This window comes from Diaphorobacter limosus (genome assembly GCF_033100095.1).
In the GTDB taxonomy this organism is placed as follows: Bacteria; Pseudomonadota; Gammaproteobacteria; order Burkholderiales; family Burkholderiaceae_C; genus Alicycliphilus; species Alicycliphilus limosus.
Genome location: NZ_CP136921.1, coordinates 1514071 through 1528463 on the forward strand (window position 1 = coordinate 1514071; position 14393 = coordinate 1528463).

Sequence of the window (14393 nt, forward strand, 5' to 3'; positions counted from 1 at the left end):
AGAAAACAGGCTCTAGCGCTTATCCATCAAGCGCTGACAGCTATCATTTTAATAGGATACACCGTGGCTTTGACCCTGGAACAACTGAACCGCGCGCCCTTGCCCGAGGCCACGCAAATGCTCGACGGCCTGTACGAGCACACGCCCTGGATCGCCGAGCAGGCGCTGGCGCAGCGCCCCTTCACGTCGCTCGCCCATCTCAAGCACGCCATGGTGCGGGTGCTGGCCGCCGCCCCGCGCGAGGCGCAGCTGGCCCTGGTGCGCGCCCACCCGGAGCTGGCGGGCAAGGCCATGGTCAGCAAGACGCTGACGGCGGAATCGACCAACGAGCAAAGCAAGGCCGGCCTGACCGACTGCACGCCCGAAGAGTTCGCCCGCATCCAGCAGCTCAACAGCGACTACAACGCGCGCCACGGCTTCCCCTTCATCCTGGCCGTGCGCGGCCCGCGCGGCCTAGGCTTGCCGAAGCAGGAAATCATCGACACCTTTGCGCGCCGGCTGGAGAACCCGGTCGATTTCGAGCTGGCCGAGGCGCTGCGCAACATCCACCGCATCGTCGAGATCCGCCTGAACGACAAGTTCGGCTTTGCCCCCACGCTGGGCAACGATGTCTGGGACTGGCAGGAAAAACTCAGCACGCACAGCGACCCGGGCTACGCCGAGAAGGGCCAGCTGACCGTCACCTACCTGACCGACGCGCACCGCGCCTGCGCCCAGCGCATCAGCCACTGGATGCGCGATTGCGGCTTCGACGAGGTCGAGATCGACGCCGTGGGCAACGTGGTGGGCCGCTACCACGGCGCCCAGCCCGATGCCAAATACCTGCTCACCGGATCGCACTACGACACCGTGAGGAACGGCGGCAAGTACGACGGGCGCCTCGGCATCTTCGTGCCCATGGCCTGCGTGCGCGAGCTGCACCGCGCCGGCCGCCGCCTGCCCTTCGGCATCGAGGTGGTGGGCTTTGCCGAGGAAGAAGGCCAGCGCTACAAGGCCACCTTCCTGGGCTCGGGCGCGCTGGTTGGCGACTTCCGCGCCGAATGGCTGGAGCAGAAGGACGCCGACGGCATCACCATGCGCCAGGCCATGCAGCACGCCGGCCTGTGCGTGGACGACATCCCCAAGCTGAAGCGCGAGGCCGCCAACTACCTGGGTTTTGTCGAGGTGCATATCGAGCAGGGCCCGGTGCTCAACGAGCTGGACATCCCGCTGGGCGTGGTCACCTCCATCAACGGCAGCGTGCGCTTCGTCGGCGAGGTGTGCGGCATGGCCAGCCACGCCGGCACCACGCCCATGGATCGGCGCCGCGACGCCGCCGCCGCGGTGGCCGAATTGATTCTCTACGTGGAAAAGCGCGCCGCCCAGGACGGCGACAGCGTCGGCACCGTGGGCCAGCTGGAGGTGCCCAGCGGCTCCATCAACGTGGTGCCGGGGCGCTGCCGCTTCAGCCTGGATCTGCGCGCACCCACCAACGCGCAGCGCGACCGCCTGGTGCACGACATAGAGGCCGAGCTGCAGGCCATCTGCGCGCGCCGCTTCGTGCATTACAGCCTGGAGGAAACCATGCGCGCGGCCGCCGCGCCCAGCGCGCCCGAGTGGCAGCAGCGCTGGGAAAAGGCCGTCGCCGCCCTGGGCGTGCCGCTGTATCGCATGCCCAGCGGCGCCGGCCATGACGCCATGAAGCTGCACGAGCTCATGCCCCAGGCCATGCTGTTCACGCGCGGCATCAACAGCGGCATCAGCCACAACCCGCTGGAGGCGACGACCAGCGACGACATGCAGCTGGCCGTCGATGCCTTCAGCCATGTCTTGAACCAACTGGCCCAAGAGGCCTGAAGAATGCAGTCCCCATGAGCAACTACCAACAACTGGACGCCTGGATAGACCAGCATTTCGACGAGCAGGTGCAGTTCCTGCAGGCCCTGGTGCGCGTGCCCACCGACACGCCACCGGGCAACAACGCGCCGCACGCCGAACGCACCGCCGAACTCATCAAAGACTACGGCTTCGAGGCCGAGAAACATGCCGTGCCCCAGGCCGAGGTGCAGGCCTATGGCATGGAGTCGATCACCAATCTCATCGTGCGCCGCCCCTACGGCAACGGTGGCCGCACCGTGGCGCTGAACGCCCATGGCGACGTGGTGCCCCCGGGCGAGGGCTGGAGCCACGACCCCTACGGCGCCGAGATTGTCGATGGCGCCATGTACGGCCGCGCCACCGCCGTGAGCAAGAGCGACTTCTCCACCTTCACCTTCGCCGTGCGCGCGCTCGAGGCCGTGGCCAGGCCCACCAAGGGCACGATCGAGCTGCACTTCACCTACGACGAGGAGTTTGGCGGCCTGCTCGGCCCCGGCTGGCTGCTGGAGCAAGGCCTGACCAAGCCGGACCTGATGATCGCCGCAGGCTTCAGCTACGAGGTCGTCACCGCACACAACGGCTGCCTGCAGATGGAAGTCACGGTGCACGGCAAGATGGCCCACGCCGCGGTGCCGCACACGGGCGTCGACGCGCTGCAGGGCGCCACGGCCATCATGAATGCGCTGTACGCCGAGAACGTGAAGTACCAGCAGGTCACGTCCAAGGTCGCCGGCATCAAGCACCCCTACCTGAACATCGGCCGCATCGAGGGCGGCACCAACACCAACGTGATTCCCGGCAAGGTGGTGCTGAAGATCGACCGCCGCATGATCCCCGAGGAAAACCCGGCCGAGGTCGAGGCCAGCATCCACGCCGTCATCGCCAAGGCGGTGCAGGACTTCAACCAGCAGCGCGACTACCAGGGCCAGGACGCCGTGCGCACCGACATCAGGCGCATCCTGCTGGCCAACGCCATGACGCCGCTGCCCGGCAACGCGCCGCTGGTGGACGCCATCCAGAAGCATGGCGAGGCGGTGTTTGGCGAAAAGCCCGCCGCCGTGGGCACGCCGCTGTACACCGACGTGCGCCTGTACGTGGAGCGCGGCATTCCCGGCGTGATCTACGGCGCCGGCCCGCGCACCGTGCTGGAGAGCCACGCCAAGCGGGCCGACGAGCGCGTACAGCTGGAAGACCTGCGCCGCGCCACCAAGGTCGTGGCACGGGCGCTGCATGACTTGATGGCCTGATCAGCTATCCATCCGCAATCACCCAGCCCGCTGCTGCAGCGGGCTTTTTTGTTGCAACAAACCGTGCCCTCCGCAGCTACAGCCGGGGTTTGAACGCCGGCCTTTCGGGTTACTACCGAATCAACAATGCTTATAGGGTGTATACACTTTTTCCATACGAAAGCGCTTGCCACCTGACGCGCGCGTATGCAAGCACATCCATCAGCCCTTGAGCCCGCCCATATTCCTGGAGACAGCCCCCCATGACCACCGCAGTCCACCCCGTCGATGAGACATTACCCCTGGGTCGCCTCACGGCCCTGGGTTTGCAACATGTGCTGGTGATGTATGCCGGCGCCGTCGCCGTGCCGCTGATCGTCGGCCGCGCGCTGAACCTGCCGCCCGAACAGGTGGCGCTGCTGATCTCGGCCGACCTGTTCGTCTGCGGCCTGGTCACGCTGATCCAGGCCTGGGGCGCCACGCAGTGGTTCGGCATCAAGCTGCCGGTGATGATGGGCGTGACCTTTGCCGCCGTCGCCCCCATGGTGTCGATGGCGCAGACCACTGGCGGCCAGGCCGGGGCGGGCTTGATCTTTGGCGCGGTGATCGGCGCGGGCGTGATCTCGATATTGATCGCGCCCATGATGAGCCGCATGCTGCGCTTCTTTCCGCCGGTGGTCACCGGCACCATCATCGCGGTCATCGGCATCAGCCTGATGCGCGTCGGCATCAACTGGATCTTTGGCAACCCGGTCGGCCCCACTGCGCCCTCCGTGCCCAACCCGGAACACCTGAAATGGCTGGCCGAGGCCCAGGCCGCCGCCGGCGCGCCGGGCTCGTCCCTGGCTCCCGTGCCCAAGGGCTTTGCCATCGTGCCCACCATTCCCAACCCCAAGTACGCCGACCTGACGGGCGTGGGCATCTCGGGCATCGTGCTGTTGACCATCTTGCTCGTCGCCCGCTTTGGCAAGGGCTTCTGGGCCAATATCTCGGTGCTGCTGGGCATTGCCGTGGGCGGGGTGCTCACCGCTGCCATGGGCCTGATGAACTTTGACAAGGTGGGCAAGGCGCAGTGGTTCGACATCGTGCTGCCGTTCCAGATCGCCATGCCGGTCTTCGACCCCATCCTGATCCTGACCATGACCCTGGTGATGATCGTGGTCATGATCGAATCCACCGGCATGTTCCTGGCCCTGGGCGAGATGACCGACAAGGAAATCTCGCAGGAAGACCTCAAGCGCGGCCTGCGCACCGATGGCCTGGGCACACTGATCGGCGGCATCTTCAACACCTTCCCCTACACCAGCTTCTCGCAGAACGTGGGCCTGGTGGCGGTCACCGGCGTCAAGAGCCGCTGGGTCTGCGTGGCCGGTGGCGTGATCCTGATCATTCTCGGCGTGCTGCCCAAGATGGCGGCGCTGGTCGAATCCCTGCCCACCGTGGTGCTCGGCGGCGCCGGCCTGGTGATGTTCGGCATGGTCGCCGCCACCGGCATACGCATCCTGTCCAAGGTGGACTTCCAGCACAACCGCAACAACGCCATGATCGTTGCCGTCTCCATCGGCGTGGGCATGATCCCGCTGGTGGCGCCCAACTTCCGCCAGTGGATGCCGCATTCCATCCACCCGCTGATCGAGTCCGGCATCCTGCTGTCCTCGCTGGCCGCCGTGGCGCTGAACGTGTTCTTCAATGGCGCCAAGCATGACGCCCGCGCCGCCATCGAGGCCGCCAAGCAGGCCGAGGCGCACTGACCGCCCAACGCCAGCCCCGGCCCGCACAGGGCCATGCAGCGCGGGGCCCGGAGCCCCGCGCAGCGCGTATGAGCCGACCGCCGCGTCGCGCACTATTTACCCGTGAATCACCGCCGATACCGGCGCGCTTGCAGTAAGCTTGTTCGCCCCGTATTCGCCGTCCCTTTGCTACTGATTGGATTTCGTATGAACCAGCCACTGTCCGCCGCCGAAGTCGCCTTGCGCGAAGCCGCCCTGGAATACCACCGCAACCCCAGCAAGGGCAAGATTTCCGTCACCCCTACCAAGCCGCTGTCCAACCAGCGCGACCTGTCGCTGGCCTATTCGCCCGGCGTGGCCTATCCCTGCCTGGACATCCAGGCCGACCCGAGCAAGGCGTTTGACTACACCTCGCGCGGCAACCTGGTGGGCGTGATCACCAACGGTACGGCCGTGCTGGGCCTGGGCGACATAGGCCCGCTGGCCGGCAAGCCGGTCATGGAAGGCAAGGGCTGTCTGTTCAAGAAGTTCGCCGGCGTGGATGTGTTCGACATCGAGCTCGACGCGCGCGACCCGGACAAGATCATCGAGATCGTCGCCGCGCTGGAGCCCACGCTGGGCGGGATCAACCTGGAGGACATCAAGGCGCCGGAATGCTTCTACATCGAGCAGGAGCTGTCCAAGCGCATGAACATCCCCGTGTTCCATGACGACCAGCATGGCACGGCCATCATCTCCAGCAGCGCCCTGCTCAACGGCCTGGAGCTGGTCGGCAAGCAGATCGACCAGGTCAAGGTAGCCGTCTCGGGCGCCGGCGCGGCGGCCATTGCCTGCGTGGACGTGATGGTGGGCCTGGGTGTGAAGCGCGAGCATGTCTTCATGGTCGATTCCAAGGGCGTGATCTACGAGGGCCGCCCCGGCGGCATGGATGCCTCCAAGGCGCGCTACGCGCAAAAGACCGAGGCGCGCACCCTGGCCGATGTGGTCAACGGCGCCGATGTATTCCTGGGCTGCTCGGCCCCCGGCGTGCTCACCGCCGAGATGGTCAAGACCATGGCCGACAAGCCCATCATCCTGGCACTGGCCAATCCCGAGCCCGAGATCCGTCCCGAGCTGGCCAAGGCCGTACGCCCCGACTGCATCATCGCCACCGGCCGCTCGGACTACCCCAACCAGGTCAACAACGTCCTGTGCTTCCCCTACATCTTCCGCGGCGCACTGGACTGCGGCGCGACCAAGATCACCGAGGCCATGAAGCTCGCCTGCGTGCGCCAGATCGCCGCGCTGGCCAAGGAAAACATCAGCGAAGAAGTCGCCAACGCCTACGCCGGCAAGGAGCTGGCCTTCGGCCCCGACTACCTGATCCCCACGCCATTCGACTCGCGCCTGATCCTGAAGATCGCCCCCGCCGTGGCCCAGGCGGCGCTCGAGTCCGGTGTGGCCTCCCGCCCCATCACCGACATGGATGCCTACAGGAGCAGCCTGACGCGCTTTGTCTACCAGACCGGCATGCTGATGCGCCCGGTGTTCAATGCCGCCAAGTCCCTGCCCAAGGCACAAAAACGCGTTGCCTACGCCGATGGCGAGGACGAGCGCGCGCTGCGCGCCGCCCAGTTCGCCATTGACGACAACGTGGCCCACCCCATCCTCATCGGTCGCCCGGCGGTGATTGCCGCGCGCATCGCCAAGGCCGGCCTGCGCATGGAGCCTGGCAAGGATGTGGAAGTGTGCGACCCCTCGGACGACCCGCGCTTTCGCCAGTACTGGGAAACCTACTACCAGCTCATGAAGCGCGACGGCGCCACGCCCGAGATGGCCAAGGCCGCCGTGCGCCGCTCCAACACCATCATCGCCTCGCTGATGGTGAAGCTGGGCGACGCCGATGCCATGATCTGCGGCCTGGTCGGCACCTACGAGACGCATCTGGAGCGCATCCACCACATCCTGGGCCACTCCCCGGACGCCAAACAATACGCGGCGCTGAACGCGCTGATGACTCCCAACAACGGAACACTGTTCATCACCGACACCTACGTCAACGAAGACCCCACCGCCGAGGAGCTGGCCGACATCGCCTGGGCCGCCGTGCAGGAGGTGCAGCGCTTTGGCATCCCGCCGAAGGTGGCATTCCTGTCGCACTCCAGCTTTGGCTCGTCCAAGCGTGCCTCGGCACGCAAGATGCGCGCCGCGCGCGACCTGTTCGTGGCGCGCCATCCCGACATCGAATGCGATGGCGAACTGCACGGCGACGCGGCGCTGGAGCCCAAGGTGCGCAACACCTACTTGCAGGATTCCACGCTCACCGCCCCAGCGAACCTGCTGGTCTGCCCGAACATCGACGCGGCCAACATTCTCTACAACGTACTCAAAACCACGACCAGCGGTGGCGTGACCGTGGGCCCCGTGCTCATGGGCACCTCAGCGTCGGCCCATATCCTCACGCCCGCTGCCACCGTGCGCCGCGTGCTGAACATGACCGCCCTGGCCGTGGTCAACAGCGCCACGCGCAATCAGTAAGCTCCATTACTGACAACAAAAAGGGCTGGCGCCACTCGCGGCGCCAGCCCTTTTTTTCAGGCGGTCTCAATCCCGTACTTACTGCTTGATGGCCTCGATCTGCGCCACGATGCGCACATTCTTCGGAAAACCGTACTGCACGCCATAGTCCGCGCCAAAGGCCGTGCGATCTATCGTGGTTTCAAAGTCGCCACCGCAAACCTCGCGCTTGAGCATGGGGCTGTCGTAGCAGGCGAACTGATTGGCCTTGAAGGTCACGGGCTGGGTCTTGCCCTTGATCGTCAGGTTGCCCGAGACAGCCGTGAGCTTGTCGCCCTCATAGGTGAACTTGTCACCGACGAACTGCGCCGTGGGGAACTTGGCGGCATCAAAAATTTCGGCACTCTGCAGGTGTTTGTCGAACTGCGCCGTGCCGGTATTGATGGAGTTGATGTGGAACGTCAGCTCCACCTTGCCCACCCGGCCAGCCTTGTCGAACTGCACCGAACCCTCCTTCTTGTCGAAGCGGCCGCGGTTCACGCTGGCGCCAAAGTGCCCGATCTCAAAGGTGGCAAAGGTGTGCGTCGGGTCAATGGCATAGGTCGCAGGCTCGGCATGCACGGCGGTGGCGGTCAATGCAGCAGCGGCAATGGTGAGGAAGGCAGAACGCATGAATCGGTACTCCAGAGTTGTTTGAACAGTCGTGTTGAGAAAAAGTCGCAATCAAAGTTTCGGCACGCCGGTCAAGGCCAGCTTGAATTTGACCTGGACGTCATCGGCCACCATGGACGTATCCGCCCATTCGTTTTCGCCAATTTTGAAAGCCAGGCGCTTGATGACAAAGCTGCCGGCGGCCGTGGTGTTGCCACCGGCCTGGGTCAATGTGACGGGCACCAGCACATCATGCACCGCCCCCTTGATGCTGAGCTTGCCCGCCACCTCGTACCTGCCAGCGCCCACCGCCTTGATGGCAGTGGACTCGAAGGTGGCCTGAGGGAACTTGGGCACATTGAACCAGACGGCCTTCGGCAGTTCGGCATCCGTCTCACGCACACCCAATGTGGCGCTACTGGTATCCACCGTGAAAGCCACCTTGCTCGTTGCCGGCTTGGCAGGGTCGAACGCCACCTGTGCGTCGAATTTCTTGAACCGGCCCTCGACGGGAACGCCCATTTGCTTGCTGACAAAGGCGATTTCGCTGTTCTCGGCTATCAGTTTTTGCTGAGCGAGAGCGGGGCCAGTGGCCAGGCAGGCCGCGCCAGCCAGGGCCCAGGCCATGTGTCGGGAAAAAACCATGGTTGTCATTCAAAAATCCTGTGTGCGTTATTGGATGAAGGCGGGCATCAGCCGCGGCCAGGCAGCATGCGTGCCATCAAGCCGTCACGGTCAATGAAGTGATGCTTCACGGCCGCCGCCACATGGAGCACCACCAGCAACGCCAATGCATAGGCAGCCAACCCATGCAAGGGCTTGAGGGCATCTGCCAATTCAGGGCTGACGGGCACAAAGTCGGGCAACGGCAGCCAGCCCAGAAACACAATCGGAAAACCCGCCGCGGAGCTATATGCCCAACCCAGCAAGGGGACGATGAAGAACAAGCCGTACATCAGGTGGTGCGTACCGTGTTGTGCCCGCTGCTGCCAGCGCGGCATGGCCGCCTGCATGTCTGCGGGCAGCGCGGGCGGTCTGCGAATGAAACGCCACACCAGGCGCAGCACCGACAAGGCCAGCACCGCCATGCCCGCCCACTTGTGCCAGTTGTAAAGCTTGAGGCGCTGCGGCGAAAACGGCAGCCCGGTCATGTACCAGCCCGCGACCAGCATGACCACGATGGCCAGCCCCAGCACCCAATGCAGGGCGATAGCAGGGGCACCATAGCGTGCGGGGCGTTGCGTAGTAACAGGGCTCATGGAATATGCGTACAAGAAACTGGATCGTCGGTCTTTTGTGCCATTGCCCCTTCAAGGGTTCAAAAATCAATGACTTATGAAGTTTAGGGGGCGACCAATGCGCCTGGTTTCAATCGAATTGTTGTTTTAGTTCAAATTTTATGAACATCCAGGGCTCCCATGTTGCGGCGGCGCACCAGATCAACGCATGGCCACCCAAAGATTGCCTCGGCTTGATTACACTCTGATACAGCGATGAATCCCCCAAACACCCCCGTCGTTTTCGGCACCGAGAACATCCTGCTGTCCCTGTGCAACTCCGTCACGCGTGTGCTTTCCGTGGCCACGCAAGGGCCGGTGCACTACTCGGCCATGGTGCAGCGCATCACCAAGACCTGCCTCAAACCGGACATTGGCTGCTTTGTGCTGTTCGATGGCGGCTTCTCCGGGCTGGTCATCATCAACTTTTCGGCCGCCGCTGCCATGGAGATCTACGAGCGCTACATGCTCAGCATGGGAATGGCACGCGAAGAACTGGCCAGCTCCTTCACTTCGGACGAGGTGAGCAACGTCATGGGCGAGCTGATGAATCAGGTGGTGGGCGACTTCACGGGCAAGGTGCGGCGCGAGCTGCAGACCCACATCACACAAAACCAGCCCAAGATGCTGGTGATCAACCAGCAGGTGATGCTGAGCGTGGACGCCAATCTGGATCAGCCCGAGGCGCGCCGCGTCTCCTTCTACACCGCCAACAACAACATCTTCTACCTGGAACTGGCGATAGACCGCACGCAGTTCATCAAGCTCTACGATTTCGAGCCCCAGGATGCGCCCGACCCCGACGCCCTGATGGCCCAGGCCGCCGGGGCTGCGGCAACGGCCACGGCGGCCCTTCCCGATCCGGACGCAGACACCGAGGCATTGCTCAAATCCCTGGGTATGTAGATCGCCGGCGGCCGGGCAGCGCCGCTCGCGCCAGCGGCCAATGCCCTCCCGCGGGCATGCATATCGGGCACGACAAGGGGTTTCAGGGTAAAATCGCCTGTTGCGGTCGGGGGCACCATGCCTAGAGTCCACCACCCCACTCCCCCGGCTTTTCGTCGACTTTTGTCGACTAATACCTGTGAGATAGAAGTGCCATGGCGATCGTTGTCAACAAACCCCTTCCCGAATTTGAAGCCAATGCGACCGGCGGAATCAAGGTTTCCAATGTATCGCACCAGGGCCAGATCCTGATTCTGTACTTCTACCCCAAGGACAATACACCGGGTTGCACCACCGAGGCCATGCAATTCCGTGACAAGTTCAAGGACTTTGAAAAAGCCGGTGCCGTGGTATTTGGCGTGTCGCGCGACAACATGAAGTCGCACGACGACTTCAAGGAGAAGCTGGAGCTGCCCTTCGAGCTCATTGCCGACACCGAAGAGAAGATGTGCCACATGTTCGGCGTGGTCAAGAACAAGATCATGTACGGCAAGAAGGTCAAGGGCATAGAGCGCAGCACCTTCCTCATCAATCCCGAGGGCATCCTGGTGCAGGAATGGCGCGGCCTGAAGGTGCCCGGCCATGTGGACGAGGTACTCAAGGCCGTGAAGGCCATCAAGGCACCCGTCAAGAAGGCCGCGTAAACCCGGTACGACACGACCCGGAGCCGTCACATGGGGCATGCATAATGAATTCATGCGGCTGAAAAACGCTACCTGCCCCTCTCCACACAAAGCCGCCTCGGTCTCCAGGCGGCTTTGTGTTTTTTGAATGCCCCTCCAGCGAGGCCTTTCACACCATGCCCCTGCCCCCCGCCCCGACCAAGCGCGCCGCCCTGCTCTCTCCCGATGCCTACCGTCTGGCAGCACCCCAGGAAGAAGCACCCAACAGCGCCGACACAGAGACATTGCCCAGCGCCACGCGCAAGCGCGCCACCAGCAAAAACAAGGCCGGCAGCGTGGCAGGCCCAGCCATCACCGGCACCGCCACGGCAACACCTGCGGTCGCCGCTGCCCCGGCCAAGCCGGCCATCACCGGCCCCGCCCCCGTCACACAGGCACGCAGCCGGCCCGCAGCGGACAAACCCGCCAGCGATGGCAGTGACGCCACGCCCAGCAACGTCATGCCGCTGCGCGCCGCACCCGCCGGCGCAGCACGCAAGCGCCGCGCCACGGGCCCGAAAAAGATGTTCGTGCTCGACACCAATGTGCTGCTGCACGACCCGACCAGCCTGTTCCGCTTCGAGGAGCACGACATCTTCCTGCCGATGATCGTGCTCGAGGAACTGGACGCCCACAAAAAGGGCATGACCGAGGTGGCACGCAACGGCCGCCAGGCCAGCCGCACGCTGGACGCGCTGGCCGCAGCCCATGGCGCGGCCGACATGGCGCATGGCCTGAAGCTGGATGCGACGGGCCAGCGCGCTGCCACGGGCAGCCTGTTCTTTCAGACGGCCCCGCTGTCCTATCAGCTGCCCGCCAGCCTGCCCCAGGGCAAGGCCGACAACCAGATCCTGGGCGTGGTCGAGGCCCTGCGCAAGCTGCACGCGCCGCGCGAGGTGGTGCTGGTGTCCAAGGACATCAACATGCGCGTCAAGGCCCGCGCCCTGGGCCTGGCGGCCGAGGACTACCAGAACGACAAGACGCTGGAGGATGGCGACCTGCTGTACTCCGGCAGCCTGGCCCTGCCCCAGGACTTCTGGAGCAAGGCCGGCAAGAACGTGGAGAGCTGGCAAAGCGGCGTGCACATGTACTACCGCATCGGCGGGCCGGTGGTGGCACAGCTGATGATCAACCAGTTCGTCTACTTCGAGGCACCGGGCGAGCCCAGCCTGTACGCGCGCGTGACCGAGATCCGCGACAAGACGGCGGTGCTGGAGACGCTCAAGGACTACGGCTCGGCCAAGAACGCCGTCTGGGGCGTGAACACGCGCAACCGCGAGCAGAACTTCGCCATGAACCTGCTCATGGATCCCGACGTGGACTTCGTCACCCTGACCGGCACGGCCGGCACGGGCAAGACGCTGATGGCCCTGGCCGCCGGCCTGACCCAGGTGCTGGACGAGCGCCGCTATACCGAGATCATCATGACCCGCGCGACGGTGAGCGTGGGCGAGGACATAGGCTTTCTGCCCGGCACCGAGGAGGAAAAGATGGGCCCCTGGATGGGTGCGCTGGACGACAACCTCGAATTTTTGGCCAAGGGTGACGGCGGCAACGCTGGCGAATGGGGGCGTGCTGCAACGAACGAGCTGATCCGAAGCCGCATCAAGATCAAGAGCATGAACTTCATGCGCGGGCGCACCTTCCTGAACAAGTACGTCATCATCGACGAGGCGCAGAACCTGACGCCGAAGCAGATGAAGACCCTGATCACGCGCGCCGGCCCCGGCACCAAGATCATCTGCATGGGCAATCTGGCGCAGATCGACACGCCCTACCTGACCGAGGGCAGCTCGGGCCTGACCTACGCCGTGGATCGCTTCAAGGGCTGGCCGCACAGCGGCCATATCCTGCTGGCGCGCGGCGAACGCTCGCGCCTGGCGGACTTTGCTAGCGAGGTGCTGTGACGCGAGCATCACTTCTAAAAGAATAGCTGCTTGCGCAGCACAAATAAGCCTAAAGGCGGGTTTTGATTCAAAACCCGCCTTTTTTTATGCCTCACACGTCAAAACGCACGCCCTGCGCCAGCGGCAGCGCGCCGCTGTAGTTGATGGTGTTGGTGGCGCGGCGCATATAGCCCTTCCAGGCGTCCGATCCCGACTCGCGCCCGCCGCCGGTTTCCTTCTCGCCACCGAAGGCGCCACCGATCTCGGCGCCCGAGGTGCCGATGTTGACGTTGGCAATGCCGCAGTCGCTGCCCGCAGCGGACATGAAGCGCTCGGCATCCATCAGGCTCTGCGTGAAGATGGCAGACGACAGACCCTGGGGCACAGCATTCTGCAGCGCGATGGCCATGTCGGTGTCGCCGTCGTAACGCAGCACATAAAGGATGGGCGCGAAGGTCTCGTGCTGCACCACCGCGGACTGCTGCGGCATCTGCACCAGCGCCGGGCGCACATACCAGGCCTCCTGCCCCAGATCCTCGCGCACGCGTTCGCCGCCCAGCACCTGGCCGCCCTCGGCCCGGGCCTGGGCCAGTGCCTGCTGCATGGCATCAAACGCGGCGCGGTCGATCAGCGGGCCGACCAGGGTGCCGTCCGTCAGCGGGTCGCCGATGGCGATGCTGCCGTAGATCGCCGCCAGCCGCGCCAGCAGCGCGTCGGCTACGGACTCATGCACGATCAAGCGGCGCAGCGTGGTGCAGCGCTGGCCGGCCGTGCCGACGGCGGCAAAGGTGATGGCGCGCGCCGCCAGCTCCAGGTCGGCCGTGGGCGTGACGATCATGGCGTTGTTGCCGCCCAGCTCCAGGATGGCGCGGCCAAAGCGCTCGGCCACCTTTACCGCGACTTGGCGGCCCATGCGCGTGGAGCCCGTGGCGCTGACCACCGCCACCTGCGCACTGGCGGCAAGCAGTTCGCCCAGCTCGCGCCCGCCGATCAAGAGCTGGCTCAGACCCTCGGGCACCGTGCCTGGCCTGTCGGCATTGAAGGCTGCCATGGCCTGCAGCAGCAGATGCTGGCAGGCGATGGCCGTGAGCGGCGTTTTTTCCGACGGCTTCCAGACGATGGCATTGCCGCAGACCAGGGCCAGGGCGGCATTCCACGACCACACGGCGACAGGGAAGTTGAAGGCCGAGATGATGCCCACCACGCCCATGGGGTGCCAAGTTTCCATCATGCGGTGGCCGGGCCGCTCGCTGGCAATCGTCAGGCCGTGCAGCTGGCGCGACAGGCCGACGGCGAAGTCGCAGATGTCGATCATCTCCTGCACCTCGCCCAGGCCCTCGGCAGTGATCTTGCCCGCCTCCAGCGACACCAGGGCGCCCAGGGCCGCCTTGTGCCGGCGCAGCAGCTCACCCAGGCGGCGCACCAGATCGCCACGCACGGGGGCGGGAACATTGCGCCAGGTCTGGCTGGCGCGCTGTGCGTTGGCGATCTGCGCCTGGGCCTGCGCGGCACCGCACCATTTCAAGTGGGCCAGTACCGCCCCATCGCGCGGCGCACGGATGGTGCAGTCGCTGCCCGCGAAGGCCTGGAGGTTCAGGCCCAGATCCTGCAATACCTGCTGCAAATACGTGTGCGAATCGGGCATGACGCCTCCTCAAGGTCA

General features: G+C 64.8%; 11 protein-coding genes. 7 read left to right on the top strand and 4 right to left on the bottom strand.

What is annotated here, in order from left to right; translation table 11 throughout:
* Positions 1-63: 63 nt before the first annotated feature.
* The 4 genes from uraD (at position 64) to P4826_RS07340 (ending at position 7330) form a co-directional block, all read left to right on the top strand.
* Complete coding sequence (gene uraD, locus P4826_RS07325; RefSeq protein WP_317703197.1) at positions 64-1836, top strand: 2-oxo-4-hydroxy-4-carboxy-5-ureidoimidazoline decarboxylase; 1773 nt, start codon at positions 64-66, stop codon at positions 1834-1836.
* 14 nt (positions 1837-1850) lie between these two features.
* Positions 1851-3104 carry a M20 family metallopeptidase gene (locus P4826_RS07330; protein ID WP_317703198.1) on the top strand — a complete coding sequence of 418 codons (1254 nt, stop codon included), beginning with the start codon at positions 1851-1853 and terminating at the stop codon, positions 3102-3104.
* A 242-nt stretch (positions 3105-3346) separates the two neighbouring features.
* The gene (locus tag P4826_RS07335) at positions 3347-4834 is read left to right on the top strand and encodes a nucleobase:cation symporter-2 family protein (protein WP_317703199.1); all 1488 of its coding nucleotides are present in this window, start codon (positions 3347-3349) and stop codon (positions 4832-4834) included.
* A 186-nt stretch (positions 4835-5020) separates the two neighbouring features.
* The gene (locus P4826_RS07340; RefSeq protein ID WP_317703200.1) at positions 5021-7330 is read left to right on the top strand and encodes an NADP-dependent malic enzyme; all 2310 of its coding nucleotides are present in this window, start codon (positions 5021-5023) and stop codon (positions 7328-7330) included.
* A 78-nt stretch (positions 7331-7408) separates the two neighbouring features.
* On the opposite strand, the gene P4826_RS07345 is transcribed toward P4826_RS07340, so the two are convergent.
* The 3 genes from P4826_RS07345 to P4826_RS07355 are packed head-to-tail and all read right to left on the bottom strand — an operon-like array spanning position 7409 to position 9219.
* The gene (locus tag P4826_RS07345; protein ID WP_317703201.1) at positions 7409-7981 is read right to left on the bottom strand and encodes a YceI family protein; all 573 of its coding nucleotides are present in this window, start codon (positions 7979-7981) and stop codon (positions 7409-7411) included.
* Between the two features lie 51 nt (positions 7982-8032).
* Positions 8033-8605: a YceI family protein gene (locus P4826_RS07350; protein ID WP_317703202.1), complete on the bottom strand. Its 573-nt coding sequence runs from the start codon at positions 8603-8605 to the stop codon at positions 8033-8035.
* Positions 8606-8652: 47 nt separating this feature from the next.
* Complete coding sequence (locus P4826_RS07355) at positions 8653-9219, bottom strand: cytochrome b (protein WP_317703203.1); 567 nt, start codon at positions 9217-9219, stop codon at positions 8653-8655.
* Positions 9220-9453: 234 nt separating this feature from the next.
* Between P4826_RS07355 and P4826_RS07360 the strand changes: the two genes are divergently transcribed.
* From P4826_RS07360 to P4826_RS07370, 3 genes are all read left to right on the top strand, one after another.
* Positions 9454-10143, top strand: coding sequence for a DUF3334 family protein (locus tag P4826_RS07360; protein WP_317703204.1), 690 nt, complete (start codon positions 9454-9456; stop codon positions 10141-10143).
* Between the two features lie 194 nt (positions 10144-10337).
* Positions 10338-10826, top strand: a complete 489-nt coding sequence (locus P4826_RS07365) for a peroxiredoxin (RefSeq protein ID WP_317703205.1) — start codon at positions 10338-10340, stop codon at positions 10824-10826.
* Between the two features lie 155 nt (positions 10827-10981).
* Positions 10982-12751, top strand: coding sequence for a PhoH family protein (locus tag P4826_RS07370; RefSeq protein ID WP_317703206.1), 1770 nt, complete (start codon positions 10982-10984; stop codon positions 12749-12751).
* 91 nt (positions 12752-12842) lie between these two features.
* On the opposite strand, the gene amaB is transcribed toward P4826_RS07370, so the two are convergent.
* Complete coding sequence (gene amaB, locus P4826_RS07375) at positions 12843-14375, bottom strand: L-piperidine-6-carboxylate dehydrogenase (protein WP_317703207.1); 1533 nt, start codon at positions 14373-14375, stop codon at positions 12843-12845.
* Positions 14376-14393: the final 18 nt, after the last annotated feature.

Excerpts from the sequence above, each read along its gene's own strand:
- P4826_RS07330 (WP_317703198.1), top strand. The coding sequence starts at position 1,851 with ATGAGCAACTACCAACAACTGGACGCCTGGATAGACCAGCATTTCGAC.
- P4826_RS07335 (WP_317703199.1), top strand. The coding sequence starts at position 3,347 with ATGACCACCGCAGTCCACCCCGTCGATGAGACATTACCCCTGGGTCGC.
- P4826_RS07340 (WP_317703200.1), top strand. The coding sequence starts at position 5,021 with ATGAACCAGCCACTGTCCGCCGCCGAAGTCGCCTTGCGCGAAGCCGCC.
- P4826_RS07345 (WP_317703201.1), bottom strand. The coding sequence starts at position 7,981 with ATGCGTTCTGCCTTCCTCACCATTGCCGCTGCTGCATTGACCGCCACC.
- P4826_RS07350 (WP_317703202.1), bottom strand. The coding sequence starts at position 8,605 with ATGGTTTTTTCCCGACACATGGCCTGGGCCCTGGCTGGCGCGGCCTGC.
- P4826_RS07355 (WP_317703203.1), bottom strand. The coding sequence starts at position 9,219 with ATGAGCCCTGTTACTACGCAACGCCCCGCACGCTATGGTGCCCCTGCT.
- P4826_RS07360 (WP_317703204.1), top strand. The coding sequence starts at position 9,454 with ATGAATCCCCCAAACACCCCCGTCGTTTTCGGCACCGAGAACATCCTG.
- P4826_RS07365 (WP_317703205.1), top strand. The coding sequence starts at position 10,338 with ATGGCGATCGTTGTCAACAAACCCCTTCCCGAATTTGAAGCCAATGCG.
- P4826_RS07370 (WP_317703206.1), top strand. The coding sequence starts at position 10,982 with ATGCCCCTGCCCCCCGCCCCGACCAAGCGCGCCGCCCTGCTCTCTCCC.
- amaB (WP_317703207.1), bottom strand. The coding sequence starts at position 14,375 with ATGCCCGATTCGCACACGTATTTGCAGCAGGTATTGCAGGATCTGGGC.